The sequence below is a fragment of the Mesorhizobium sp. M00.F.Ca.ET.216.01.1.1 genome (assembly GCF_004010325.2).
Classification (GTDB): Bacteria; Pseudomonadota; Alphaproteobacteria; order Rhizobiales; family Rhizobiaceae; genus Mesorhizobium.
This window is the reverse complement of sequence record NZ_SADR02000007.1, coordinates 198,750-223,875: the sequence shown is the minus strand read 5'-3', so window position 1 is coordinate 223,875 and position 25,126 is coordinate 198,750. Positions and strand designations below refer to the sequence as shown.

The 25,126-nt window shown below is 62.4% G+C and carries 20 protein-coding genes and 1 riboswitch; of the genes, 9 read left to right on the top strand and 11 right to left on the bottom strand.

What is annotated here, in order from left to right:
* Nucleotides 1-34: 34 nt before the first annotated feature.
* Nucleotides 35-2,047 carry an acetyl/propionyl/methylcrotonyl-CoA carboxylase subunit alpha gene (locus EN859_RS12165; protein WP_127851329.1) on the bottom strand — a complete coding sequence of 671 codons (2,013 nt, stop codon included), beginning with the start codon at nt 2,045-2,047 and terminating at the stop codon, nt 35-37.
* 201 nt (nt 2,048-2,248) lie between these two features.
* Between EN859_RS12165 and EN859_RS12160 the strand changes: the two genes are divergently transcribed.
* The 5 genes from EN859_RS12160 (at nt 2,249) to EN859_RS12140 (ending at nt 6,492) form a co-directional block, all read left to right on the top strand.
* The gene (locus tag EN859_RS12160; protein ID WP_127851330.1) at nt 2,249-3,376 is read left to right on the top strand and encodes an S-(hydroxymethyl)glutathione dehydrogenase/class III alcohol dehydrogenase; all 1,128 of its coding nucleotides are present in this window, start codon (nt 2,249-2,251) and stop codon (nt 3,374-3,376) included.
* Nucleotides 3,377-3,424: 48 nt separating this feature from the next.
* On the top strand, nt 3,425-3,898 hold the full coding sequence (locus EN859_RS12155; RefSeq protein ID WP_127851331.1) for a YaiI/YqxD family protein: 474 nt from the start codon (nt 3,425-3,427) through the stop codon (nt 3,896-3,898).
* A 125-nt stretch (nt 3,899-4,023) separates the two neighbouring features.
* Nucleotides 4,024-4,701 (top strand): DUF1345 domain-containing protein, encoded by a 678-nt coding sequence (locus tag EN859_RS12150; protein ID WP_127851332.1) that lies wholly within the window; start codon nt 4,024-4,026, stop codon nt 4,699-4,701.
* 116 nt (nt 4,702-4,817) lie between these two features.
* Nucleotides 4,818-5,699: a cytochrome b/b6 domain-containing protein gene (locus EN859_RS12145; protein ID WP_127851333.1), complete on the top strand. Its 882-nt coding sequence runs from the start codon at nt 4,818-4,820 to the stop codon at nt 5,697-5,699.
* A gap of 1 nt (nt 5,700) precedes the next feature.
* Complete coding sequence (locus EN859_RS12140) at nt 5,701-6,492, top strand: molybdopterin-binding protein (protein WP_127851334.1); 792 nt, start codon at nt 5,701-5,703, stop codon at nt 6,490-6,492.
* Between the two features lie 134 nt (nt 6,493-6,626).
* On the opposite strand, the gene EN859_RS12135 is transcribed toward EN859_RS12140, so the two are convergent.
* Nucleotides 6,627-8,579: an acyltransferase family protein gene (locus EN859_RS12135; RefSeq protein WP_189501885.1), complete on the bottom strand. Its 1,953-nt coding sequence runs from the start codon at nt 8,577-8,579 to the stop codon at nt 6,627-6,629.
* Nucleotides 8,580-8,918: 339 nt separating this feature from the next.
* Nucleotides 8,919-9,005, top strand: a riboswitch (glycine riboswitch).
* Between the two features lie 148 nt (nt 9,006-9,153).
* Between EN859_RS12135 and gcvT the strand changes: the two genes are divergently transcribed.
* The 3 genes from gcvT to gcvP are packed head-to-tail and all read left to right on the top strand — an operon-like array spanning nt 9,154 to nt 13,454.
* On the top strand, nt 9,154-10,254 hold the full coding sequence (gcvT, locus tag EN859_RS12130; protein WP_127851336.1) for a glycine cleavage system aminomethyltransferase GcvT: 1,101 nt from the start codon (nt 9,154-9,156) through the stop codon (nt 10,252-10,254).
* 7 nt (nt 10,255-10,261) lie between these two features.
* On the top strand, nt 10,262-10,630 hold the full coding sequence (gcvH, locus tag EN859_RS12125) for a glycine cleavage system protein GcvH (protein WP_127851337.1): 369 nt from the start codon (nt 10,262-10,264) through the stop codon (nt 10,628-10,630).
* 16 nt (nt 10,631-10,646) lie between these two features.
* Nucleotides 10,647-13,454 carry an aminomethyl-transferring glycine dehydrogenase gene (gene gcvP, locus EN859_RS12120; protein WP_127851338.1) on the top strand — a complete coding sequence of 936 codons (2,808 nt, stop codon included), beginning with the start codon at nt 10,647-10,649 and terminating at the stop codon, nt 13,452-13,454.
* 3 nt (nt 13,455-13,457) lie between these two features.
* Here gcvP and EN859_RS12115 read toward each other — a convergent pair whose 3' ends face one another.
* From EN859_RS12115 to cpaB, 9 genes are all read right to left on the bottom strand, one after another.
* Nucleotides 13,458-14,519 carry a sensor domain-containing diguanylate cyclase gene (locus EN859_RS12115; protein ID WP_245525550.1) on the bottom strand — a complete coding sequence of 354 codons (1,062 nt, stop codon included), beginning with the start codon at nt 14,517-14,519 and terminating at the stop codon, nt 13,458-13,460.
* A 284-nt stretch (nt 14,520-14,803) separates the two neighbouring features.
* Nucleotides 14,804-15,241 (bottom strand): tetratricopeptide repeat protein, encoded by a 438-nt coding sequence (locus EN859_RS12110; RefSeq protein WP_245525549.1) that lies wholly within the window; start codon nt 15,239-15,241, stop codon nt 14,804-14,806.
* A gap of 171 nt (nt 15,242-15,412) precedes the next feature.
* Entirely contained in the window at nt 15,413-16,375 is a 963-nt protein-coding gene (locus EN859_RS12105; RefSeq protein ID WP_127851341.1) for a type II secretion system F family protein, read from the bottom strand.
* A 1-nt stretch (nt 16,376) separates the two neighbouring features.
* Nucleotides 16,377-17,342 carry a type II secretion system F family protein gene (locus EN859_RS12100; protein ID WP_127851342.1) on the bottom strand — a complete coding sequence of 322 codons (966 nt, stop codon included), beginning with the start codon at nt 17,340-17,342 and terminating at the stop codon, nt 16,377-16,379.
* Between the two features lie 3 nt (nt 17,343-17,345).
* Nucleotides 17,346-18,764, bottom strand: a complete 1,419-nt coding sequence (locus EN859_RS12095; protein ID WP_127851343.1) for a CpaF family protein — start codon at nt 18,762-18,764, stop codon at nt 17,346-17,348.
* Nucleotides 18,761-19,975, bottom strand: coding sequence for a CpaE family protein (locus EN859_RS12090; RefSeq protein WP_127851344.1), 1,215 nt, complete (start codon nt 19,973-19,975; stop codon nt 18,761-18,763). The genes EN859_RS12095 and EN859_RS12090 overlap by 4 nt, the downstream gene beginning before the upstream one ends.
* A gap of 33 nt (nt 19,976-20,008) precedes the next feature.
* On the bottom strand, nt 20,009-20,278 hold the full coding sequence (locus tag EN859_RS12085; RefSeq protein WP_127851345.1) for a hypothetical protein: 270 nt from the start codon (nt 20,276-20,278) through the stop codon (nt 20,009-20,011).
* A gap of 4 nt (nt 20,279-20,282) precedes the next feature.
* The gene (locus tag EN859_RS12080) at nt 20,283-21,704 is read right to left on the bottom strand and encodes a type II and III secretion system protein family protein (RefSeq protein WP_245525546.1); all 1,422 of its coding nucleotides are present in this window, start codon (nt 21,702-21,704) and stop codon (nt 20,283-20,285) included.
* A 52-nt stretch (nt 21,705-21,756) separates the two neighbouring features.
* Complete coding sequence (gene cpaB, locus EN859_RS12075; protein WP_245525545.1) at nt 21,757-22,686, bottom strand: Flp pilus assembly protein CpaB; 930 nt, start codon at nt 22,684-22,686, stop codon at nt 21,757-21,759.
* Between the two features lie 234 nt (nt 22,687-22,920).
* Here cpaB and parE point away from each other — a divergent pair, with 234 nt between their 5' ends.
* The gene (gene parE, locus EN859_RS12070) at nt 22,921-24,975 is read left to right on the top strand and encodes a DNA topoisomerase IV subunit B (RefSeq protein WP_127851347.1); all 2,055 of its coding nucleotides are present in this window, start codon (nt 22,921-22,923) and stop codon (nt 24,973-24,975) included.
* Nucleotides 24,976-25,126: the final 151 nt, after the last annotated feature.

Genomic DNA, 25,126 nt, shown 5'->3' with positions numbered 1-25,126 from the left:
AGAGGAGACCAGCAACAGCATGCTCGAGCCGGCCTCAGGCGAATTCCATGATCACCGCATCGACGGCAAGGCTGTCGCCCGGCCTCGCGTTGAGTTTCACCACGATGAGGTCGCGCTCGGCACGCAACACGTTTTCCATCTTCATCGCCTCGACCACGGCCAGCGTCTCGCCGGCCTTGACCGCCTGGCCCTCGGCAACTGCGATCGAAACGACAAGGCCGGGCATCGGGCAGAGCAGCATCTTTGAAGTGTCCGGCAACACCTTTTCCGGCATCAGCCTTTCGAGTTTGGCAATGCGCGGCAGCATGGGTCGTGCCGTCACCGACATGCCCTTCCAGGCTATGCGAAACCCGTTCGGCACCGGCCTGATCTGTGCTGCGATCTTGCGGCCGCCGACCGTGCCGCGCCAGATGAGGTCACCCGGCCGCCAGTCGGATGCCACCGTCAGCGCCTTGCCGCCATCGACCGACAGGTCGATTTCCATGGGGATGGAGATCATGCGTTCGAGAATCGAGACCGAAAGATAGTCCTCGCTGATCTTCACCACCCAGTCCCGCTTGAGGACGCCCGAATGCGGCGCCAGCCGGCCGCCGAGCCGGTCGAGCCGGTCGCGGCGCAGCAGCTCGACCGCAGTGGCGATCGCTGCCAGCACCGCTTTTTCCGCGTCGTTCGGCACGATCGGCGCGAATCCTTCCGGGTATTCCTCGGCGATGAAGCCGGTCGACAGCCGCCCTTCCCGCCAGCGCGGATGCTGCATCAGCGCCGCCAGGAACGGTATGTTGTGCTCGATGCCGTCGACGACAAAACTGTCCAGCGCCTCAGACATGGCGTCGACGGCTGCCAGCCGCGTCGGCGCCCAGGTACAGAGCTTGGCGACCATAGGGTCATAGAACATCGAAATTTCCGAACCCTCGGTGACACCGGTATCGTTGCGGATCACGACATCGCCGAACTGCCCCTCTTCCGGCGGCCGGTATCGTGTCAGCCGGCCGATCGACGGCAGGAAATTGCGGTACGGATCTTCGGCGTAGAGGCGGCTCTCCACCGCCCAGCCGTTGAGCGTCACCGCGTTCTGCTTGATGACCAGCTTTTCGCCGGCCGCGACACGGATCATCTGCTCGACAAGATCGATGCCGGTAACGAGCTCCGTCACCGGGTGCTCGACCTGCAATCGCGTATTCATTTCAAGGAAATAGAAGTTTTTTTCGCTATCGACGATGAACTCGACCGTGCCAGCGCTCTGGTAGTCGACCGCCTTGGCCAGCGCCACCGACTGCTCGCCCATGGCTTTCCGGGTCTTGGCGTCGAGAAACGCCGACGGCGCCTCTTCCACGACCTTCTGGTTGCGGCGCTGGATCGAGCATTCGCGCTCGCCGAGATAGACCGCGTTGCCATGCGCGTCGGCCAGAACCTGGATTTCGATATGGCGCGGATCGACCACGAATTTTTCGATGAAGAGGCGGTCGTCGCCGAACGAGCTTTTGGCCTCCGACCGCGCCCGGTCGAAGCCGTCGCGTACCTCGGCCTTGCTCCAGGCGATGCGCATGCCCTTGCCGCCGCCGCCGGCCGAGGCCTTGATCATCACCGGATAGCCGATCTCGCCGGCGATCTTTTCCGCGTGGTCGGCGTTCTCGATGACGCCGAGCCAGCCGGGAACCGTGCTTACCTCAGCGGCATTGGCGAATTTCTTCGATTCGATCTTGTCGCCCATCGCCCTGATCGCCTTGGGCTTCGGGCCGATGAAGATGATGCCTTCTTTCTCCAGCGCCTCGCAGAAGGAGGCACGCTCCGACAGGAAACCGTAGCCGGGATGCACGGCTTGCGCGCCAGTCGCCTTGCAGGCAGCAATGATCTTTTCTGACACCAGATAGCTCTGCGCGGCGGGCGAAGGTCCGATATGCACGGCCTCGTCGGCCATCTCGACATGCACGGCGTCGCGATCGGCATCGGAATAGACCGCGACGGTGGCAATGCCCATCTTGCGCGCCGTCTTGATGACGCGGCACGCGATCTCGCCGCGATTGGCGATCAGGATTTTTGTGAACATACGGGCTTTGTTCCCTCCGGCTGCCTTTCTTTTATGGGCTTCACGCGGCGGGTCAAGGCAAGTTGGCGCATGTCCCGGCCGCAATCGGCGGCGCCGACAAAAACGCCGGCCACGACTGTCAATTCGTCCCATAGTCCAGAACCTGCAGATAAGCTAAGGCACAGCCTCGATTATAGGTTTGCCTTGAGAGGAGATGCCCCGATGAAAACGCGCGCCGCTGTCGCTGTAGCCGCCGGAAAGCCGCTGCAGATTATGGAGGTCGACCTCGATGGCCCGCGCGAGGGTGAGGTGCTGGTCGAGATCAAGGCGACCGGCATCTGCCACACCGACGAGTTCACGCTGTCTGGCGCCGACCCCGAAGGCATCTTTCCAACCATCCTCGGCCATGAGGGTGCCGGCGTCGTCGTCGATATCGGCAAGGGCGTCACCTCGGTCAGGAAGGGCGACCACGTCATCCCGCTCTATACGCCGGAATGCCGGCAGTGCCCGTCTTGCCTGTCGCGCAAGACCAATCTGTGCACCGCCATCCGCGCCACGCAGGGCCAGGGCCTGATGCCGGACGGCTCGTCGCGCTTCTCGATCGGCAAGCACAAGATCTTCCACTATATGGGCTGCTCGACCTTCTCCAACTTTACCGTGCTGCCCGAGATCGCGCTGGCCAAGGTCAATCCCGACGCCCCCTTCGACAAGATCTGCTACATCGGCTGCGGCGTCACCACCGGCGTCGGCGCGGTGATCAACACCGCCAAGGTCGAGATCGGCGCCACGGCGGTCGTCTTCGGCCTCGGCGGCATCGGCCTCAACGTCATCCAGGGCCTGCGTCTTGCCGGCGCCGACATGATCATCGGCGTCGATTTGAACAACGACAAGAAGGAATGGGGCGAGAGGTTCGGCATGACGCATTTCGTCAATCCGAAGGAGATCGATGGCGATGTCGTGCCCTACCTTGTCAACATGACCAAGCGCGGCGCCGACCAGATCGGCGGCGCCGACTACACCTTCGACTGCACCGGCAACACCAAAGTCATGCGGCAGGCGCTGGAGGCCTCGCACCGCGGCTGGGGCAAATCGGTCGTCATCGGCGTAGCCGGCGCCGGCCAGGAGATCTCGACGCGGCCGTTCCAACTGGTCACCGGACGCACCTGGATGGGTACCGCCTTCGGCGGCGCGCGCGGCCGCACCGACGTGCCGAAGATCGTCGACTGGTATATGGACGGCAAGATCGAGATCGACCCGATGATCACCCACACGCTGAAGCTTGAGGACATCAACAAGGGTTTTGATCTCATGCATGAGGGCAAGTCGATCAGGAGTGTGGTGGTTTACTAATCGATAGGGCCGGCTAAGGCGCCCGCCCCATACGCGTTGGAACGAAAGATGTCCGCACCCGCTATTTATGTCGATGCCGATGCCTGCCCGGTGAAAGCCGAGGTCGAAAAGGTTGCCGAGCGCCACGGCGTCGTCGTCACCTTCGTTTCCAATGGCGGCCTGCGCCCGTCGCGCGATCCGATGATCCGCAACGTCGTCGTCTCCAAGGACGCCGACGCTGCCGACGACTGGATCGTCGACAATGTCAAACCCAACGACATCGTGGTGACGGCCGACATCCCGCTTGCCGCCCGCACGGTGGCGCTCGGCGCCCATGTGCTCGGCCCGACCGGACGCCCCTTCACCCCGGAGACGATCGGCATGGCGGTGGCGATGCGCGACCTCAGGCAGCATCTGCGCGAGACCGGCGAAAGCAATGGCTACAATGCCAGCTTCGCGCCGCAGGACCGCTCGCGGTTCCTCGGCGAGCTCGACCGCATCTTGCGGCGGGCACTGAAATCCGTCGCACCGGGCAGCGCATGACCCCGAAAATCGGGATCGATTTTCGGAAAGGATCATGCGCCCAATCAAAAAGTGCTACAGCGTACTTTGCGCGTAAAAAGAACGCGCGGCGCTGCAGAAACTGACCGCCACCCGAGATCAGGGCCATGGCTGCCGACACACCCATGAAGAAACCCATGCATCGGCACATGCAGTTCGCGGTGTCGGCATGCATCGGCGCGGCAGCTCTGGTCGTGGCGCTGGTTTTGCGAGCGCCGATCGCCTTTTCGATCGGCGCCAATGCGTTCTTCGCTGCCTATATTATCCTCGTCATCGCCCAGATGCCGCTGCTTACCGGCCGCTATCTGAGCAAGAAAGCGCGTGAAACCGATCAGCCGGTGCTGGTCATCTTTGCCGTGACGCTGATTGTCGTTGGTGTCGCCATCGGCTCGCTGTTCCAGCTGATCAATCAGAAGGAGAGCGCGCATCCCATAGAACTCACCTTCGCGCTGCTGTCGATCCCGCTCGGCTGGTTCACGATCCACGCCATGGCGGCGCTGCACTACGCGCATGTCTACTGGATGGATGGCGATGCGGTCGATACGGAAACCAACAAGAAGATACCCGTCGGCGGCCTGCAGTTCCCCGGCGACAAACGGCCAGAAGGTTGGGATTTCCTCTATTTCGCGACGGTGATCGGCATGACGGCGCAGACTGCCGACACCGGCATAACGACCTCGCATATGCGCCGCGTCGTGCTTGTCCATTCGATCCTGTCGTTCTTCTTCAACACCGTCATCGTCGCCGCCGCGGTCAACCTCGCCGTCAGCCTCGGCAGCCCGTAGGGTCCGTAATAATTCCGTGATCGGATGAAACATCGCTTTGGCTGAAGACGTATTGGGAGGAGAACGATCATCGCAAGCGCTGCAGGGAAACTGCACGGTCGGGAGGACGGAAAAGAATGGAATCGGTTGCCAGAAGCCAACCCACCGCAAGGGCGGATGCTGCCGCGCCTAAGGATGCGACGCTGATCTACCGGCAGTCGCGCTGGACGCGGCTGACGCACTGGCTGTGGGCGATTTCGCTGTTCTTCATGCTGCTCAGCGGCCTGCAGATATTCAACGCCCGTCCGCAACTCTATATCGGCAAGGAGTCGGGATTCGGCTACAACAACACGGTTTTCGCCATCGGCGCCGAGAACACCGCAACTGGTCCGCGCGGCTATACTGAAATCTTCGGCAAGCGCTTCGATACCACCGGCGTGCTCGGCTGGTCGGGCCCGCCTGGCCAGGAGACATCCCGCGCCTTCCCGTCCTGGGCGACGATCCCGTCCTACTATGACCTCGGCACCGCCCGCGTCGTCCATTTCTTCTTCGCCTGGGGGCTGACCACGACCCTTGTCGTCTGGCTGGTCGCCAGCCTGATCAACGGCCATCTCCGCCGCGATCTTGCCCCGCGCATCGACGATCTCAGGCGCCTGCCGCGGGACATCGTCGACCACGCCAAGCTCAAATTCCACCACACACGCGAATACAACACGCTGCAGAAGATGGCCTATGGCGGCGTGCTGTTCGTGCTGCTGCCGCTGATGATCATCACCGGCCTTGCCATGTCGCCGAGCATGAACTCGGTGCTGCCGTTCCTGAACGACCTGCTTGGTGGCCGGCAGACGGCGCGCACCATCCATTTCGCGGTGATGCTGCTACTCGTCGCCTTCTTCATCATCCATATCCTGATGATCATCGCTGCCGGCCCCATCAACGAGCTGCGCTCCATCATCACCGGCTGGTACCGCATCGACCCGCCGGCGCATGGCGATGAAAGACCCGAGAGGAGTGCTTGAGATGGCGAAGTTCCAGATCAGCCGCAGAAAGTTCCTGACCACGGCCAGCCTCGGCGTGTCCGGCATCGTGCTGTCGGGTTGCGACGCCTTCGACAGCCAGCTTGGCACGGGCGCCGCCCTGCGCAGTTTCCTAGAAAGCGCCAACAACCTGACCTGGCGCGCGCAACGCCTGCTCGCCGGCCGCGGCGCGCTGGCACCGGAATTCACCGAGGCCGACATCCGCCAGCCGCAGCGGCCGAACGGCGTCACCGCGCCCGACGACGATTTCTACAAGGGCCTGCTCGCCAGCGATTTCGCCGACTGGCGGCTCGAGGTTTCCGGCCTCGTCGAAAAGCCGCTGTCGCTGACCCGCGAGCAACTGATGAACATACCTAGCCGCACGCAGATCACCCGCCACGACTGCGTCGAGGGCTGGAGCTGCATCGCCAAATGGACCGGTACGCCGCTGTCACTGGTTCTCGATGAGGCGGTGGTCAAGCCGCAGGCGCGCTATGTCATGTTCCATTGCCTCGACACCATCGACCGCAGCCTGTCCGGCGATATCAAGTATTACGGCTCGATTGACCTGATCGATGCCCGTCACCCGCAGACAATCCTTGCCTATGGGCTCAACGGCCAGCCGTTGCCGGTCGAGAACGGCGCACCGTTGCGCGTCCGCGTCGAGCGCCAACTCGGCTACAAGATGCCGAAATACCTCTACAAGATCGAACTGATCGACAGTTTCGCCAATCTCGGCGGCGGCAAGGGCGGCTATTGGGAGGACAATGGCTACGACTGGTATGCCGGCATTTGATCAAAACGCTCAGTTGTTGCTGTACGCGTGCGCCGCTATTGGTTCGACAGCTTCAAGTGGATGTCGCGGTTCGACACCGGCGCCAAGTCGGCCAAGCAATAGTTTCGTTCGCGTGACCACGCACAACGACAACTCTAGTTCGATGCAATTGCAGCATCCAGCCGCTTGCCGAAGATGTCGGCCATCGAGCGTGCGTAGGTTGCCGTCAGATGATGGCGGTCACGCCAGACCACGACATTGCCAATGACCGCAGGGCAACGTTCGTTGGGACAGACTACGTCCTTGAAATCGATCAGCGCCACGTGCGGGTAGCTCCGTTGAGCAACCACCAGTGGGTCAGTGCGCGCTATCGACTGGTAGGGGACAAAGCAGGCTGGGTCTTTGGCCAGGCATTCGTCGGATTTTACTCCCCACTCCGGAGTATCGGCGATGACCACCACCTTCGGACCCAAAGCCTCGATATCGCGCCATAGTCGCACCAGCGTCGAGTCGATCGACGGATGGATGTTCGCAGCTCCCTCGGGATACAGCTGCAAGTCGTTCTTGTGGCTCAGGATAACGACATCCGGCTTCTGTTGCTCAATAATCTGCAACATACGTTGCCCCCAGGCCAGACATGACTCGTAGGGGCTACCGTTGCGCAGCAACATGGCTGGAAAAAGCGGACAGGCAGATTTGGTATAGGTCGCGGCATTCCAGCCGCGATCCGACGCCACCTTCTCAAACGCAGGAACCCATTGTTCGGCGTGCGAATCTCCCATCAGGAAAACCTTGAAATCGCCGTTTCGGTTGCCGAATTGGCAGGAAACAGGCGCGACACCGTCGAAGGACAGACGGCAGTCTTCCGTGCTGGTCGGGGTGTCCTCTTTTATTGTTGCGAGCGGTGGCGCAAAGAACGCCACATGGGGCACCGGCGCGCCGCTGAGCAAGGCGGCGGCGCCTGGGTAATCGCCCGGATTGGCTGCCACCGATGCGGTTTCTTGCGCAACACCGGCGTAGACCGTGCTGAAAGCAACGATTGGCACCACGATTAGGGAAGCGAGCAATTCGGCAAGCCTGCGCAGCGGCTGCGAAGGTTGCGGTGATCGGAAACGGTCCTCGATATGAACCTTCGAGATAGCGGCGAGACCGATGCTCGCGGCAAGGATCGCCGCGCCGCCGATGGGATCGATCGCCTCGCCCATTCCGTGTGAGAAGAACACGACCAGTGGCCAGTGCCAGAGATAGAGCGAATAGGAGATGTCGCCGAGAAATTGGAATGGCCGTAATTTCAGCAGGCTGAACACGCTCAGCGGTGAACGGCTCTGCCCCGAGAGGATTACGAACACGGTTCCCAATGTAGGCAGCAGCGCGGCATAACCCGGGAAAGGCGTTTTTGTGGAGAAGAGAAAGGCAGCCGCAAGGATCGCCGCTATGCCAGCAAAGCCAAAAAACCGCCGCACCCCCTCGCCGATCACGGGCACTCCGAGGGCGAGGAGGCCCCCGAGACCAAGTTCCCAAATTCGCGTGTGGGTGACGAAATAAGCCCAAGCCGGGTTGGTTAGCGTCAGCCAGATCGACGCGGCGATCGAAGCGGCGGTGATGATAGCAAACATGGCGCGTAGCAAAATGCGCGGCGACATGCCGAGCACGCGTGTCGCCGACAGCCCGGCAATGATCAGCGCAGGCCAGACAATGTAGAATTGTTCCTCGATCGAAAGCGACCAGTAATGCTGCACCGGACTTGGCGCGTTTTCGGCAGCCAGATAATCGACCGCCTGCGTCGCAAGCCGCCAGTTCTCCAGGTAGAAGCAGCTGAAGAACACCTCGATCGCGCTGTCTTTCCATTGTGAAGCCGGAAGGCACAAAGGCGTCAGCACCCCGACAAGCAGGAGCACCAGCATGGCCGCCGGCAGCAGGCGTCGCGCCCGGCGCGCGTAGAAGGCGATGAGGTCTACCCGCCCGGTTCGCTCACCCTCGCGCACCAGAACGCCGGTGATGAGGTAACCTGAAATGACGAAAAAGACATCGACACCGACATAACCGCCCGGAACCAGGGACGGCCAGACGTGAAACATTGCGACCAGGCAGACGGCGATTGCGCGCAACCCCTGAATCTCCGGACGAAATTGACTCTCAGGGCGAAATTGGAACTCTGGGCGAAACTGTGATGGGCTCAAATACTTGCTGCCGATTGCTGACCGGCTCGTCTTACTCATCTTCGGAACGAAAGACCATCTGGCAACGCTCGATATCCAGTGCCGACTGGCGGTGCCCGGGCCATCCTTTCGGTGAGGACATCGGCGGTGTCCTGAGAGCCCCCAAACCGCGTGGTTAGCGAAGACTTGTCAGTGCTTAGCGAAGACTTGTCAGTAAAATGTCGCTGGCAGGTGACAAGGTGTCGTTCGCGGGCTATGGATGACGCGTCGAGGGCTCATGCTGAGTCCTACCTGTTTGCGGGAGAGAGCAGCGAGAGCTGCCGCCGAAGGGGAAATCGCCCGAAATCTCTCAGGCAAAAGAACCGTAGACGGGAAAGACACTCTGGAAAGTCGGGGCTTGCCCCCGCGCCGAAGGTGTAAGCGCTGCCGACAGAGTTACGGGGCGCGAGTCTCTCAGGCTTCAGACAGAGGGGCACGGACTGGTCGCCATTCGCGGCCGATTGCGTGCGACTCTGGAGATGACATGACGGGCGACGACACCAAACACCTTCCCCTCGAAGACCTACACGCCGCCGCCGGTGCGCGCTTCGGCGCGTTCGCCGGCTGGTCGATGCCGCTGACCTATCCGGCCGGCGTGATGAAGGAGCATCTTCACACACGCGAGCATGCCGGCCTGTTCGACATCTCGCATATGAGGCTATTCGAAGTCAGCGGCCCGGGCGCCGCAGCGCTTGTGACCCGCGCCTGCCCGCTCGATGCTGGCGCGCTGGCAATTTCCCAGTCCAAATATACCTTTTTCCTGAATGAGGCCGCCGGCATAATCGACGATCTCATCATCACCAGGCTCGGCGGTGAGCGCTTCATGGTGGTCGCCAATGCCGGCAACGCCGCCACCGACGAAAAGCACCTGCGCGCTCTTGCCGCGGATTTCGATGCGAAGGTGGATGCCCTCGACCGCGTCTTTCTGGCCATCCAGGGCCCCGAGGCCTGGGCCGCCCTTTTCCGCGCCGGCATCGAGACCGGCTCGCTCTTGTTCATGCACGGCATCGAACCCCGTGAAAACTGGTTCATGAGCCGCTCGGGCTACACCGGCGAAGACGGCTTCGAGATCGGCCTGCCGGAAGCGGACGCGCGAAACCTCGTCGCCAAGCTGCTCGAGGACGAGCGTGTGCTGTGGATCGGCCTCGCCGCCCGCGACAGCCTGCGGCTGGAGGCCGGGCTCTGCCTGCACGGTCAGGACATCACGCCGGAGATTGACCCGGTCAGCGCCGGGTTGATGTGGGCGGTGCCCAAGGAAATCCGGGCGGCCGGCTCGTTCATCGGCGCCGACGCGCTGCGCGCGATTGCCGCGCGCGGCCCGGCGCATAAGCGCGTCGGCCTGAAACCGGAGGGCCGCCAGCCGGTGCGCGCCGGCGCCGCCCTTTTCGACGCCGACGGCAATCCCGCCGGCCATGTTACCTCTGGCGGCTTCGGTCCCTCGGCGGCCCATCCGGTCGCCATGGGCTATGTCCAGACAGCGCTGGCCCTATCAGGCACAAGACTGTTCGCTGACGTTCGCGGGACGAAAATCCCGATCGATATCAATCCCCTGCCCTTCACGCCTCATCGCTATCGCAAAGGATGAATCTCTCATGGCAAAGACCTATTTCACAGAAGATCACGAATGGCTCCGCGTCGAAGGCGACATCGCCACTGTCGGCATCACCGACTACGCGCAGGAGCAGCTTGGCGATCTCGTTTTCGTCGAATTGCCGGAGCTCGGAAAAAAACTGACCAAGGGCGATACGGCGGTGGTGGTCGAATCCGTCAAGGCGGCATCAGATGTCTACGCCCCGGTCGACGGCGAAATCATCGAGGCCAACACCTCGCTGTCGTCGGACCCGTCCCTGGTCAATTCGGCGGCGACCGGCGCCGGCTGGCTGTGGAAGATGAAGCTGGCCGATGCAAGCCAACTCGAAGGCCTCCTGGATGAGGCCGCGTACAAAACCCATATCGGCTGATATCAGGACCAGGAAAATGACTGCAGCACCCTACTCCTTCTCGGCTCGCCACATTGGCCCCGGCCTCAATGATGTCAGAGCCATGCTGGCCACGATCGGCGTTCCCTCGGTCGAAACCCTGATCAGCCAAGCAGTGCCCAAATCGATCCGGCTCGACCGGCCGCTGGCCTTGCCGGCACCGGCGAGCGAGGCGCAGGCGCTGGCCGAGCTTTCGGCGACAATGGCAAAAAATACGGTGCTGAAGAGCTTCATCGGCGCCGGCTATCATGGCGTTCACGTGCCGCCGGTCATCCAGCGCAATCTGTTCGAGAACCCAGCTTGGTATACGGCCTACACGCCCTACCAGGCCGAGATCAGCCAGGGCCGGCTCGAAATGCTGTTCAATTTCCAGACCCTGGTCACCGAACTGACCGGCCTGCCGGTGGCGTCGGCCTCGCTGCTCGACGAAGCGACGGCGGTTGCCGAGGCCGTCGGCATTGCCTTGCGCCATCATCGTGACAAGCGGACCAAGGTGGCGCTGGCCGGCACGCCGCATCCACAGACGCTGGATGTCGTGCGCACCCGCGCCGAGCCGCTTGGCATCGAGGTCGACGGCGACACGATCGACGACAACACCGCCGCTGTGCTTGTCTCCTGGCCGGATACATCAGGCGTCTACGGCGACCACAAGGCAGCAATCGAAAAGGCCCGCGCCACCGGCGCCCTCGTCGTCTTCATCGCCGATCCACTCGGCCTGACGCTGACCGACGCGCCGGCAAAGTTTGGCGCCGACATCGCCGTCGGTTCGATGCAGCGCTTCGGCGTGCCGATGGGCTTTGGCGGACCGCATGCGGCCTATTGCGCCGTCTCCGACAGGCTGACGCGTCTGATGCCTGGCCGCCTCGTCGGCCAGTCGACGGACAGCAAGGGTCGCCCTGGCTATCGCCTCGCCCTGCAGACGCGCGAACAGCACATCCGCCGCGACAAGGCGACCTCCAACATCTGCACCGCGCAAGCGCTGCTTGCCAACATGGCGACGGCCTATGCGATCTGGCATGGCCCCACCGGCCTGCAGGCGATAGCCGGCCGAATCCACACACTGGCCAACCGCCTGGCTGCCGGCCTCAAGGCATCAGGCGTTTCGGTTCTTGGCGAAAGCCGCTTTGACACGGTAACGGTGGAAGTGAAAGGCAAGGCCTCCGAGATTGCCGCTGCTGCCGAAAAGACCGGCCGGCTGCTGCGCGTCATCGACGCCGACCATATCGGCATCAGCTTCGACGAGACCTCTACCGATGCCGATCTGGATGCGATCGCCAGACTGTTCGGCGCCAAGGCCGGCGTCGCTGCCAGCACCATGCCCGGGACGGCGCGTGGCAAGGAGTTCCTGACCCAGCCTGTTTTCCACGAGAACTGCTCGGAAACCGACATGATGCGCTTCCTGCGTCGGCTGGCCGATAAGGATCTGGCGCTTGACCGCGCCATGATCCCGCTCGGCTCCTGCACCATGAAGCTCAACGCCGCCGCCGAGATGATGCCGGTAAGCTGGCCGAGCATCGCCAATCTGCACCCCCTTGCGTCAGTAAGCCATTCGGCCGGTTACCGCGCCATGATCGCCGAGCTGGAAGGCTGGCTGTCGGAGATCACCGGTTTCGACGCGGTGACCATGCAGCCCAATGCCGGCAGCCAGGGCGAGTATGCAGGGCTTCTCGCCATCCGCGGTTATCATCGCTCACGCGGCGAGGGCCATCGCACCGTCTGCCTGATCCCGTCCTCCGCGCATGGCACCAATCCGGCGAGTGCGGCGATGGCCGGCATGAGCGTCGTCGTCGTGCGCTGTACCGAGGACGGCAACATCGACATCGACGACCTGAGGGCCAAGGCGGCCGAACATGCGGAAGATCTCGCGGCGCTGATGTTCACCTATCCCTCGACGCACGGCGTGTTCGAGGAAGGCGCGCGCGACCTCTGCGCCCTCGTCCACAGCCACGGCGGCCAGGTCTATTTCGACGGCGCCAACCTCAACGCGCTGGTCGGTCTCGCCCGCCCCGGCGACATCGGCGCCGATGTCTGCCACATGAACCTGCACAAGACCTTCTGCATCCCGCATGGCGGCGGCGGTCCCGGCGTCGGCCCGATCGGCGTCAAGGCCCATCTGAAGCCGTATCTGCCTGGCCACGTCACCGAGGGCTCAGGCCATGCCGTGTCTGCAGCACCGTTCGGCAGTGCCTCGATCCTGCCGATCACCTGGATGTATATCCGCATGATGGGCGCTTCCGGCCTGAAGCAGGCGACGGAGACAGCGATCATTTCCGCCAACTACGTGGCGACGCGGCTCGGAGCGCATTTCCCGGTGCTCTACAAAGGCAGGCATGGGCGTATCGCGCATGAATGCATCCTCGACACCCGCGTGCTCAAGGACAGCGCCGGCATCAGTGTCGATGACGTCGCCAAGCGGCTGATCGATTATGGTTTCCATGCACCGACCATGTCGTTTCCGGTGGCCGGCACGCTGATGGTGGAGCCGACGGAGTCCGAGCCCAAGCGCGAACTCGACCGCTTCTGCGAGGCGATGATCGCGATAGCCGGCGAGGCAGCCAAGGTGGCAAAGGGCGAATGGCCTTTGGCCGACAATCCGCTGGTCAATGCGCCGCATACCGCGGCCGAGGCGCTGGCCGGCCAGTGGACCCATCCCTATTCGCGCCTGGAAGCGGCCTACCCCGCCGGCGATGCCGACATCGCGGCCAAATACTGGCCGCCGGTGTCGCGTATCGACAATGTCGCCGGCGACCGCAACCTCGTCTGCTCCTGCCCGCCGCTCTCGGAATATTTGGGGGCTGCAGAATAGCTATCAGGCAGAACGCAAGGCCGGCTCGTCGGCCTTGCTTGCCTTGTTCTGGACGACGACGCGATTTCGCCCGGCGCGCTTGGCCGCATAGAGCGCAGCGTCGGCTGCGGCCAGGACATCGTCGAGGCTGCTGCCGCCTGTCTCGCCAAAGCCGATGCCGCCGCTGACCGTGCTGCGCAGCGGACCACGCTGGGTGGCCACGACTTCGGTGCCGAAGGCGACGCAGACCTTGCTCGCAATGTCGTACGCCTTCTCCTCCGTCATCCGGGACATGACCAGCGCGAATTCCTCGCCGCCCAGCCGATAGGCATCTACACCGGTTCTGCCATATTTCCTGATGACGGCGGCGAACCGGCACAGAACCTTATCGCCGACCGGATGACCGAAAACATCGTTCGTCATCTTGAAATGATCGAGGTCGAACATGACGACGGACATGAACGGACCAAAGGCGCGGTCGCCGTAATGTGCCGTCAACGCCCGCCTGTTCATCAGGCCCGTCAACGGGTCTGTCATGGTCTCGGCCTTCAATTCGATCTGCGCCTGCAGATGATGCAGCGATAGCGTCAACGCGCCGAGCCCGGTCATGCAGGCGACCGCGACGACGGAATTCAGCCGTTCGGCCCAGTTGTCGGGCGCCACGCCGAGCACCCATTGTCCACGGATCGCCAGCATCACGCCGCACAGTGCGAAGGACACCGCACAGGTGCCGCTGAGGAACGAAACAACCAGTAGGATCCGGCGATCATGACCGCCGCCTTTGATCCAGAACATCACCCCGATCACGGCGAGCAACGCCGTTACCGTCATATAGATGATGATGAAGCCAAAGCCGTCCAGGCCGAGATAAGTCACGGCCGCGCAGACGGCCATCGCAACCAGCGTCGGCAGGATAACGTTGCCATAGTTGCCCACGCCCAGATATTGCATGGCCGACAGGCAGATGATCAGAAAACCCAGGCTGAGCAGCGCCAGCACCGATTGGCAAAGCCAGGGGCCGGGATCCTTGGTGTACTGCCAGAACAGAACGACATGCGCGACAAGCACGAGGATGCCGCACGCCACCGTCAGCAAAAAGCGTGCCTGTGGAGCTGTGAACCAGATCGCCAACATGGTTATGCTGAGGCACGTGCCCGACAGCGCAGCCGCAAGTAGAAGCGAACTGAAATCCAACATGCGTAAACAGCAGCCTCTTGAGGTCGTCGGTTCCGCTGCATTCTAGGTCAACGGCAGACAGCAGATACCGTTTTCAGCTGACCTTCCGACGCTACCTTCGGACAAGGTTTACAAAGCGTCGATGCCCATCTTGCGGCATCGCTACACGAAAAGGTGCGAAGACCAAGAAGAGCTCAGCCCTTGCTCAGCAGCGCCAAATTGGCATCGACCACGGTGGCGTCGGCCATGCCGGCTTTCGCTTCCAGCAGCAGCGCCCTGGCCTTCTTTCTGTTGCCGCGCAGCAGCTGTGAATAGCCCATATTGTTGACGATCTGCGGCTTGCGCCCGGCGACTTTCAAAAGCTGGTCGTAGGCGCGGTCGGCGAAGTCGAATCGGCCAAGCTCGTCATAGGAGGCGGCCAGGCCCATCCACGCCTCGGCGTTGTCGGCCTTCAATTCCACCGCCTTGCGGAAGTGCTTTTCGGCAAGGCCGTAATTTGCCTCGCGGAACTGAGCCTTGCCTTGCACCAGATCGGAGGCGCTGACGTCCTTTGCCACTGGCTGGATGGCAGTGGTCTTGGTCGTGTCGACGTTGCCCGTCGTGCAACCGGTGATCATCAAGACGACCGCCATCGCGGCCGTTGCCGTGAGAGTTCTGTGACGCATGCCCCTGCCCCAATCGCCCGATTTTGCCGGGTCGTTCTTCAGCAAGCACTGTACAAGAAAGCAATTAACCTTCGGTGCCGAAACGAGCCTAAGATTTGGTTTCGCACAACGGTCGCATTAGACTTTAATACGAAAATTCTAATCCGCCGTCATTTTGACGATGATGGGGATGATGGCGAGCATCAGCACCACCGGCAGGATGCACACCGTCACCGGCACCGACATCTTGGCCGGCAGTGCGTGCGCTTTCTCTTCGGCAAGCGACATGCGCTTGTGGCGCATTTCGTCTGAGAAGACCCTCAGTGCCCCCGACAGACTGGTGCCGAGTTCCTTCGACTGCTGCAAAAGCGTGGCGAAGGAACGCACTTCGTCGAGGCTGAGGCGATCGGCGAGCGCCTTCAGCGCATCGTCGAGGCCGCGGCCCGCCCTGAGCTCCAGCGAGACGAGCTGCAGGTTCTGGCTGAGCGCCGGGTAGGTCTTGGCGAGTTCCTTAGAAACGCGTTCGATGCCCGCTTCCATGCTCATGCCGGCGTCGGAACAGACGATCATCAGGTCCATGAAGTCGGGAAAGCCGTTGCGGTATTCGCGCATCTTTTCCCGCACTTTCTGGGTCAGCACCAGGCCGGGCAGGAAATAGCCGGCAGCTCCCGACATGATGATGAAGGCCCAGCGGCTACTCATCGTCGCATCGGCGCTGGCCATCCACTGGTTGATGGCAAACGTGCCGATCGCGGCACCGACAAAGCCGGCAAAACGGATCAGAAAGAACATACCGACCGCGCGCGGCTCCATGTAACCTGCCTGGATAAGCTTCATGCGCAGCCGGGCGACGTTCTCCGGATCGCTCTTGGCATAAAATTCCTGTGCCCGCTTCACCGCCCTCTCACGCACGGCGCTGGAATTCTTCCTGGGCGCCGGTTCGGCCCGTTCAGCCACTTTGCTGTTCTCGACCTTGAGCCGGCGCTTGAGTTCGTTGCGGCCGCCTTTCGCCGCGACCAGCGGCCACGCCACTGCCCCGGCACCCAATGCCAACAGCAGCACCGCCACCGGTATCAGCGAGGTGGGCGCTAGCGACGCGAGGAACCGGATGATCTGTTCCATGTCAGAATTTGAAGTTCGACATCTTGAACATGATGAGATTGCCCAGCATCAGCCAGGTGATCGAGCCGCCAAGCAGGTACCAGGTCTTGGGTTCGCCCCAGACGTCCTGGTAGAACTGCGGCATCAACGCCATGATGGCGGCAAACAGCAGCGCCGGTACCGCCGTCAGAATGTAGGCCGACATGCGGCCTTCGGTCGAAATGGCGCGCACCTTGCGGCGTAGTTTGCCGCGTTCGCGGATCGTTGACGACAACCCGTCGAGGATTTCGCGCAAATTGCCACCCGAGCTGGTCTGGATCGATACCGCGGTGACGAACAGCGGCAGGTCCTCATGGCCGACCCTGTCGAACAACGAGTTCAACGCCGAAACCAGATCGGAGCCATAGGTCACCTCGTCGGCGATGACGCCGAACTCGGTGCCGATCGGGTCCGGCATTTCACGCGCCACCATGGCAATCGCCACCGGTACCGGATGGCCTGCCTTCAGGCCGCGCGTGATCAATTCAAGCGCTTCCGGCAACTGCATGCCGAACCGCTTCAGCCGACGGCCGCGCTTGAAACGCATCACCATAACCGGAAGCATCGGCACCAGGACGGCAAGCAAGAGAAGGCCTATCAGTGGTGGCAGCCCGTACCAGAGCATGACCAAAGCCATCGCCAGCGCCACGCCCGACGTGATTATCAGGAATTTCGACAGCGGCATCGTCATGCCAGACTGTGTGCGCAGCGCGCGAAACCGGTCGGGCGAAAACAGTGACGTGCCGGCTTCGAGGCCGCGCTCCTTGCGCAACTGGATCAGCACCTGTTCCTGGCTGATCTGGTTCTCCTGCAACTTCATGCGCCGGTTGATGGCGGTGCGCTTGTCGCTACGGCCGGCATAGAGCAGGTAGCACGCCTCGGCAATCATGATGCCGGTGAGCGCGGCCGCTGCATAGACGACGTAGATCGCGCTGAACCCGTCGAACACGTGCTACTCCTGCGGCCGGCCAGGTTCGAAGTATTTTCCGGGAAACTCGATGCCCATGGCGCGCAGATCCTCGAGGAAGCGCGGACGGATACCGGTCGCTTCGTAATAGCCGAGGATCTTGCCGTCTGCCTCCATGCCGGTACGCACGAAGCGGAAGATCTCCTGCATCTGGATGACATCGCCTTCCATGCCGGTCACCTCGGCGACACTGGTCACCTTGCGCTTGCCGTCGGACAGGCGGGTCAACTGCACGATGATGTCGATCGCGCTGGCGATCTGGCTGCGGATCGACTGCACCGTCATCGGCATGCCGGTCATGCCGAGCATCTGTTCCAGTCGCGAAATGGCGTCGCGCGGCGTGTTGGCGTGGATCGTCGCCATCGACCCTTCATGGCCGGTGTTCATCGCCTGCAACATGTCGAACGCTTCCTCGCCGCGGCATTCGCCGAGGATGACGCGGTCGGGGCGCATGCGCAGCGCATTCTTGACCAGGTCGCGCTGCTTCAGCTCGCCATGGCCTTCGATGTTGGCCGGGCGCGTTTCCATGCGGGCGACATGCGGCTGCTGAAGCTGAAGCTCGGCCGCATCCTCGATGGTGATCAGCCGCTCGTCTTCCGGGATGAAAGCCGAGAGTGCGTTCAGCATCGTCGTCTTGCCGGTGCCGGTGCCGCCCGAGATGATGGTGGTCTTGCGGGCATGCACGGCCGCGGCCAGCACTTCGGCCATGTTCTGGGTGATGGCGCCGAATTCGACCAGTTTGTGCAGGCCAAGCTTGTTCTTCGAGAATTTTCTGATCGACACCAGCGGTCCGTCGACGCCAACGGGTCGAATGGCGGCGTTGAAACGCGAGCCGTCCAGCATGCGCGCGTCGACCATCGGCTGTGATTCGTCGACGCGGCGGCCGACCGCGGCGACGATTTTGTTTACGATTCGAAGCAGATGCGCCTCGTCCTTGAACGGGATGTGAACCTGCTGCAGCTTGCCGTGCTTTTCGACGAAGCAGTTTTGGTGGCCGTTGATCAGGATGTCGTTGATGTCCGGATCTTTCAGCAGCGGCTCCAGCGGGCCGAGGCCGACCATCTCGTCGACGATGTCGTCGACCAGTGCGTCGAGCTCGGCGGTGTTGATCGCCATCCGCTCTTGCCGGGTCTTTTCCGACACGAATTCATGCACCTGGCGCCGCATCTCGTCCTTGGGCAGCCGTTCCAGCGCCACAAGGTTGATTTCCTCGAGCAGCAACCGGTGGATACGCACGCGCGCGTCGAGCACCTTGTTGGCGTTCTTGGCCGGCGCGGCTTCCGGCTTTGCCGGCAAGGGCTTGCGGGTTGTCGGAATGACGACGGCGTGTGTAGCCGGCGCTGCCTCGGCCGGCCTTTGCGGGCGCGCGTCGCGGTTCTGCAGGGTGGAGAAGCGGCTGGTCATCCGGCCTTCCTCTTCAACAATCCCTTGCCGATGCCGAACAGCGACCGTGATTTCTCAGGCGCTGTGACCGCTTCCTCCGGCAGGATGATCTTCTTCAGATCGTTGATAACATTGGCGTTCGGCTCGATCTCGTGCAGCGGCACGCCGCGATCGACTGCCTCGCGCACGAGCCGGTAGTTGTTGGAGATGCCGCCGACGAAATGCTCGCCGAGGATTTCCTGGACATCCGCTTGCTTGATGCCGTTGTCGAACATCTTCTGCTCGAAGCGGTTGACGATGACGTTCGGCTTCACTTCCTTGCCGGCTGTCTCATAGACCGCCTGGATGAGCCGCTGCGTATGGCGCAGGCACGGCACTGTCATTTCGGCGACGATGTAGAGCTTGTTGGAGCCAAGCAGCACCGTCTCGGTCCACGGAAACCAGGTGCGCGGCATGTCGATGACGACATTGTCGAAATAAGCCGAGACGAGATCGAGCATGCGCACCACGACATCGGTCTTGAACGAGCGCATCTCCGAAGGGTGCGTCGGTGCCGCGAGCACGCAGAGCCCGCTCGCATGCTTGGACAACATCACGTCGAGCAGTTGCCTATCGAGGCGCTCAGGCTGGTTCTCGATCTCGGTGATGTCGAAGCGCGGTTCGAGGTCGAGATATTCGGCGCAGGCGCCTTGCTGGAAGTTGAGGTCGACGACGCAGGTCGAAGCGCCCCGCGTTACCGAATGGTGGAGTTGGAATGCGGTCTGCAGTGCCAGTGTCGTGGTACCGACGCCGCCGGCGGCAGGCATGAAGGTGTAGATCTGCGACTCGGTATTCTCCTCGCGCCCTGGCCCTTGCAGCGCGCGAACGACGGAACGCACCAGATCAGCGGTTGTGATCGGCTTGACCAGGAAATCGGCGACTTGGAGCTGAACCAGGATGCGCACCGCCGCCGCATTGAATTCCTGGGTGACGACGACCACAGGAACGCGGCCTTCCAGCCGGCGCATGACGCGTTGCAGTGACTCGATCTCCTCGAGCTTCGCCGCATCCATGTCGACGATGAGAGCACCAAAGTCGGCTTCCTGGGTCTCGCCGCGAAGCTCGGTGACATTCTTCTCGACCGTCGAAAGCTGGATGATCTCCGAGGCGGCGAAAGCCGTGCGCGTGTCCTGCAGGAAAGTCCCGTCGGAAGATACGAGCAGGATTTTCTTGGTCTTGATGCCGCTTGCCATTGTTGTCAACCTGTCAGGTAAGTCGCAATAAAATCAATCGGTTGTGGTCGCCTGTGCGGAAGTTGCGCTGGTCGCCGGATCGGCGGCGCTGGGCGCCGCGCTGGAACGCTGTGCCGGAACCAGAAGCCTGGTGTTCTGGACCCCGTATTTCCACGGGTCGACCATCTGCATGACCGTGTTGGCAGCCTGCGCGTTGCCGGCGGCCGGCGTCACCCCTTCGCTGCGCACGTAGTCGTCACTGGTGCAGCCGCTCGAAAAGCCGGCGAGCAGCAGCGTGATGCATAGTCCCGAAACCAGACGCATCGCTTCAATCCTTCGGCAGGTCGAGGAAATGCCCGACGGTGGTGACCCCGGCCGGTTGTGCAGCACCGCCATCGGCCAGTGCCAGCGCGCGGTTGGCATCGGATGCCTTCACCTCCTCCGTGTTGTTGAGGAAGTAGTCGGCACTGCTGGCCGGCTGTGTGCCGTCGGTTGGCTCGGCGAGCTTCTTCGACGGGTCGACCGGCTTGACCAGATAGGGTGTGACGATGATCACCAGGTCGGTTTCGCGCCGTTGATAAGCATTCGAAGAAAATAGCGATCCAAGCACCGGCAATTTGCCGAGACCGGGAACGCGCGACGTGGTGATGTCGTTCTGGGATTGCAGCAGACCGGCGATCATGAAGCTCTGGCCATTCTTCAAGTCGACCGACGTCTTGGCGCGGCGCACGATGAAGCCCGGCACTGAGATATCGCCGATATTGTAGGAGGCCGAAGCGTCGATCGAGGAGACCTCCGGCGCGATGTCCAGGCTGACCAGCCCGTCCTTGAGCACGGTCGGCTTGAAATCGAGGCTGACGCCGTATTTCTTGTAGCTGACCGAGATCTTGCCGTTGTCCTCCGAAACCGGGATCGGGAACTCGCCGCCGGCGAGGAAGCTTGCCGTTTCGCCCGAACGGGCGATCAGGTTCGGCTCAGCCAGCCGCCTGGCGAGGCCGCGCTCTTCCAGCGCCTTGATGGCGATATCGATCGAAAGACCGTTGGACAGCAGCCTGCCGACAATCTCGCCGGTCCCAGCCCCCGGTATCTCCCCCGGATCCAGGATGAGGTCACGCCCACCCATGCCATAGGCGAAATTGGCGCTGTATTTTGCGCCGAGTTCCTGTCCGGCCTGGCGGTTGATCTCGACGAAGCGGACATTGAGCTGAACTTGCTGCGACGAGGAGATATTGACCGAGTTGATCACCTCCTCGTTGCCGGAAAAACGCGTTGCGATCTTGTTCGCCTTCTCGGCGGCGACCGCATCATCCGCCTCGCCCGACAGCACGACGCGGCCGTTGGCGGAACCCACCCTGATGTTGGCGTCTGGCACGCTGGCGCGAATGGTGCTCGCCAGTTGATCGGTGTCGAGGGTCACCTCGATGTCGACGGTGCCAACAAGCTGCTTGTTCTCGTCGAACAGCGCGATGCCGGTGGTGCCGAGATTGTTGCCGAGCACGTAGAAGGATTTGTCGGTCAGCGGATTGACGTTGGCGATCTCCGGATCGCCGATGACGATCTGGTAGAAGGCAGCACTCGTCATGATCGTCTTCGGCTTGCCCTTGGCCACCTTGATTGACGCATTCTTGGTCGATGAGACGTAGACGATCTCGTTGTCAGCCTTGGCCTGCGCGCCGAGGGCGAGTATCCCGCTTGCGGCCAGCGAAGCTGCCACCGCCAGAGCCCGCACAAGGCGCAATCCTCTCGTCATCCGATATGTATCCAGCCCCGACATTGTCCCGTCCTCGTCCGGTCCCCACCGGCTATTGTTTCTGGTCCCGCGAAGGAACCTGGTATTCCTCGGCCTGCGTGCCGCGCGTTACGATGATCGTTTTGAACTTCGGCTTCTCCGGTTCCTTTGTCGCAGCATTGAACAGCGATCCGGCAGCGGCCTGGGCGCTGGATGCGACCGATCCTCCGAAGGATGAGATGGTGGTGAGGCCGTCCTTGCCGGCGCTGTCTTCGCTGGCTGACCGAAGCGACAGCGACAATGTGCCGACGGTACGGGCAAGCGCCACTTTCTGCGCGCCTTCGGTCGTCACCTCGATGGTCACGGAATTGGCGATCTGCGGCGCGGTCTGCCGCTCGTCGGCGCCCTGGCCGACGGTCAGCACCTTCGCGTCGGCCACGACGATCTCGGAGGTGATGGTCGAACCGGCCGCACCTTGCGCGTTCTTTGCCACTTCCTGGATTTCACCCGCGTCGCGCGTCAACACGACGTCGACCCGGTCGCCCGGCGTCACGAAGCCGCCGACGCCGGCGATCTCGTCGGTGCGGATGGTCACCGCCCGCATTCCGGGTGACAGCATGTTGGAAAGCGTCGCGCGGCCATTCGGTCCCGACAGCTTGGTAAGCAGAACCGGCTCGTTGACCTCGATAGGCGACAGGACGACACGGCTGCCGTCGGCAAGCAGTGCATCGGCGGAGGTGAAAGCGCCTTGCGGCAAGGAATCCTGTGGCCAAGGGATTTCGCTGAGTTGCGCCCGGTCGAGTCCCATGCCGTAACGCAGCGGCGCGTTCGCCACCACGATGGTCTTGAATTCGATCTTGGCGGTCTCGGGCGCAGGGATCGCCGCCGTTTTCTCTTCGAAATCGGCCTTCGCCTGGCTCTTGACCCAGAAATCCGCGGCAAAGATCGAGATCGCTCCGAAAACGGCAGCGATGCCGATCATCGTTATGGCTTTGCCCCTCACACCGAAACCCCTGAAGCCGCAGTCTTTTCTTCGTTGGCGCTTACGTTAGGCGGCATTGTTAAAGATTCAGGAATCCTGTTTGGCTACATTCGACCTATTTCCGCCGGCTTGGTTATCGAATGGTTCTAAGCTAGAAGCGCACAATTCCCTGAACGGAACAGGAACCTCGTTCGCGCTCACCAGAAAAGCGTGGCAATATCGAATTTGATTCGCAGCATCGGAATCCAGGCAAGCATGGACGATAACAACGATCTTTTCGGCAATCTGGAAAAGCAGCCGCAACCAGCTCGCGCCCCGGCGCGCCCCGTCGATCCGCTGGTGCAGGCAGCGAAGCGTCCGACCATCTCGCGTGACGGCAGCGAGAGCTACAGTGCCGCCGACATCGAGGTGCTGGAGGGCCTGGAGCCGGTCCGCCGGCGGCCCGGCATGTATATCGGCGGCACCGACGACAAGGCGATGCACCATCTGTTTGCCGAGGTCATCGACAATTCGATGGACGAGGCGGTCGCCGGCCATGCGACGTTCATCGACGTCGAGCTTTCCGCCGACGGCTATCTCTCGGTCACCGACAATGGCCGCGGTATTCCGGTCGATCCGCACCCGAAATTCAAGAAGCCGGCGCTCGAAGTCATCATGACGACACTGCATTCCGGCGGCAAATTCGACAGCAAGGTCTATGAGACTTCCGGCGGCCTGCACGGCGTCGGTGTCTCCGTGGTCAATGCGCTATCCGACCACCTCGAGGTCGAGGTCGCGCGAGGACGGCAACTTTATCGGCAGCGCTTTTCGCGCGGCGTTCCGGTGACCGGCCTGGAGCGGCTCGGCGAGGTGCACAACCGGCGCGGCACCAAGATACGTTTTCATCCCGACGAGCAGATCTTCGGCAAGGGCGCGGCGTTCGAACCGGCGCGGCTCTATCGCATGACGCGTTCGAAGGCCTATCTGTTCGGCGGCGTCGAGATTCGCTGGACCTGCGATCCCTCGCTGATCAAGGAAAAGGACCCGACCCCGGCCAAGGCCGAGTTCCATTTCCCTGGCGGCCTCAAGGACTATCTGAAGGCCTCGCTCGGCGACGAATTCCAGGTCACCCGCGAAATCTTCGCCGGCAAGAGCGACAGGCAAGGCGGCCACGGTTCGCTCGAATGGGCGGTGACCTGGTTCGGCGGCGACGGCTTTCTCAATTCCTATTGCAACACCATCCCGACCGGCGAAGGCGGCACGCATGAGGCCGGTTTCCGCAATGTGCTGACGCGGGGCTTGCGCGCCTATGCCGATCTGGTCGGCAACAAACGCGCTTCGATCGTCACCTCGGAGGACGTCATGATCTCGGCGGCGGGCATGCTGTCGGTGTTCATCCGCGAGCCGGAATTCGTCGGCCAGACCAAGGACAGGCTGGCGACGATCGAGGCGGTCCGCATCGTCGAGAGCGCCATTCGCGATCCCTTCGACCACTGGCTGGCCGACAATCCGCAGGAAGCCTCGAAGCTGCTCGAATGGGTGATCGCGCGCGCCGACGAGCGGGTGCGCCGGCGCCAGGAAAAGGAAGTGTCGCGCAAGAGCGTGGTGCGCAAGCTGCGTCTGCCTGGCAAGCTCGCCGACTGCACGCAGAATGCCGCGGCCGGGGCCGAACTCTTCATCGTCGAGGGCGATTCGGCCGGCGGCTCGGCAAAACAGGCACGTGACCGCGCCAGCCAGGCGGTGCTGCCGCTGCGCGGCAAGATCCTCAACGTCGCCAGCGCCGGTAACGACAAGCTGGCCGCCAACCAGCAGATCTCGGACCTGATCCAGGCGTTGGGCTGCGGGACGCGGTCGAAATATCGCGACGAGGATCTGCGCTACGACCGCGTCATCATCATGACCGACGCCGACGTCGACGGCGCCCACATCGCCTCGCTGCTGATCACCTTCTTCTATCAGGAGATGCCGAGCCTGGTGCGCGGCGGTCATCTCTATCTGGCGGTGCCACCGCTCTACTCGATCCGGCAAGGTGGCAAGGTCGCCTACGCTCGTGACGATGCGCACAAGGACGAACTTCTGCGCACTGAATTCACCGGGCGCGCCAAGGTGGAGATCGGCCGCTTCAAGGGGCTGGGCGAGATGATGGCCGCGCAGCTCAAGGAAACCACCATGGACCCCAAGAAGCGCACGCTGCTGAGGGTCGACGTGATTGACGCCGAGATCGCGACCAAGGATGCAGTCGATGCGCTGATGGGCACCAAGCCGGAGGCCCGCTTCCGCTTCATCCAGGAGCGCGCCGAATTCGCCGAAACGGACGTGCTGGATATCTGAGCGTTCTAGCTTGCTCTTCTAGGCGCGGAGATGAGCGTGTGATCTGGGACCGGCTGCGCAAGGGTTTTGTCGCGAGGCTCCCCGGACTGACGCACCGACACGCTCGGACTGGATTTTTGCCCTGCGCACCGTTTCGGCCGGGCTGATCGCG

Bases quoted from the DNA above. Each gene is read 5' to 3' on its own strand.
- EN859_RS12155 (WP_127851331.1), top strand. From the start codon at position 3,425: ATGTCCGCACCCGCTATTTATGTCGATGCCGATGCCTGCCCGGTGAAA.
- EN859_RS12150 (WP_127851332.1), top strand. From the start codon at position 4,024: ATGGCTGCCGACACACCCATGAAGAAACCCATGCATCGGCACATGCAG.
- EN859_RS12095 (WP_127851343.1), bottom strand. From the start codon at position 18,764: ATGACCAGCCGCTTCTCCACCCTGCAGAACCGCGACGCGCGCCCGCAA.
- EN859_RS12160 (WP_127851330.1), top strand. From the start codon at position 2,249: ATGAAAACGCGCGCCGCTGTCGCTGTAGCCGCCGGAAAGCCGCTGCAG.
- EN859_RS12145 (WP_127851333.1), top strand. From the start codon at position 4,818: ATGGAATCGGTTGCCAGAAGCCAACCCACCGCAAGGGCGGATGCTGCC.
- EN859_RS12165 (WP_127851329.1), bottom strand. From the start codon at position 2,047: ATGTTCACAAAAATCCTGATCGCCAATCGCGGCGAGATCGCGTGCCGC.
- EN859_RS12090 (WP_127851344.1), bottom strand. From the start codon at position 19,975: ATGGCAAGCGGCATCAAGACCAAGAAAATCCTGCTCGTATCTTCCGAC.
- EN859_RS12140 (WP_127851334.1), top strand. From the start codon at position 5,701: ATGGCGAAGTTCCAGATCAGCCGCAGAAAGTTCCTGACCACGGCCAGC.
- EN859_RS12080 (WP_245525546.1), bottom strand. From the start codon at position 21,704: ATGACGAGAGGATTGCGCCTTGTGCGGGCTCTGGCGGTGGCAGCTTCG.
- gcvT (WP_127851336.1), top strand. From the start codon at position 9,154: ATGACGGGCGACGACACCAAACACCTTCCCCTCGAAGACCTACACGCC.
- gcvH (WP_127851337.1), top strand. From the start codon at position 10,262: ATGGCAAAGACCTATTTCACAGAAGATCACGAATGGCTCCGCGTCGAA.
- EN859_RS12110 (WP_245525549.1), bottom strand. From the start codon at position 15,241: ATGGCGGTCGTCTTGATGATCACCGGTTGCACGACGGGCAACGTCGAC.
- parE (WP_127851347.1), top strand. From the start codon at position 22,921: ATGGACGATAACAACGATCTTTTCGGCAATCTGGAAAAGCAGCCGCAA.
- gcvP (WP_127851338.1), top strand. From the start codon at position 10,647: ATGACTGCAGCACCCTACTCCTTCTCGGCTCGCCACATTGGCCCCGGC.
- EN859_RS12085 (WP_127851345.1), bottom strand. From the start codon at position 20,278: ATGCGTCTGGTTTCGGGACTATGCATCACGCTGCTGCTCGCCGGCTTT.
- EN859_RS12105 (WP_127851341.1), bottom strand. From the start codon at position 16,375: ATGGAACAGATCATCCGGTTCCTCGCGTCGCTAGCGCCCACCTCGCTG.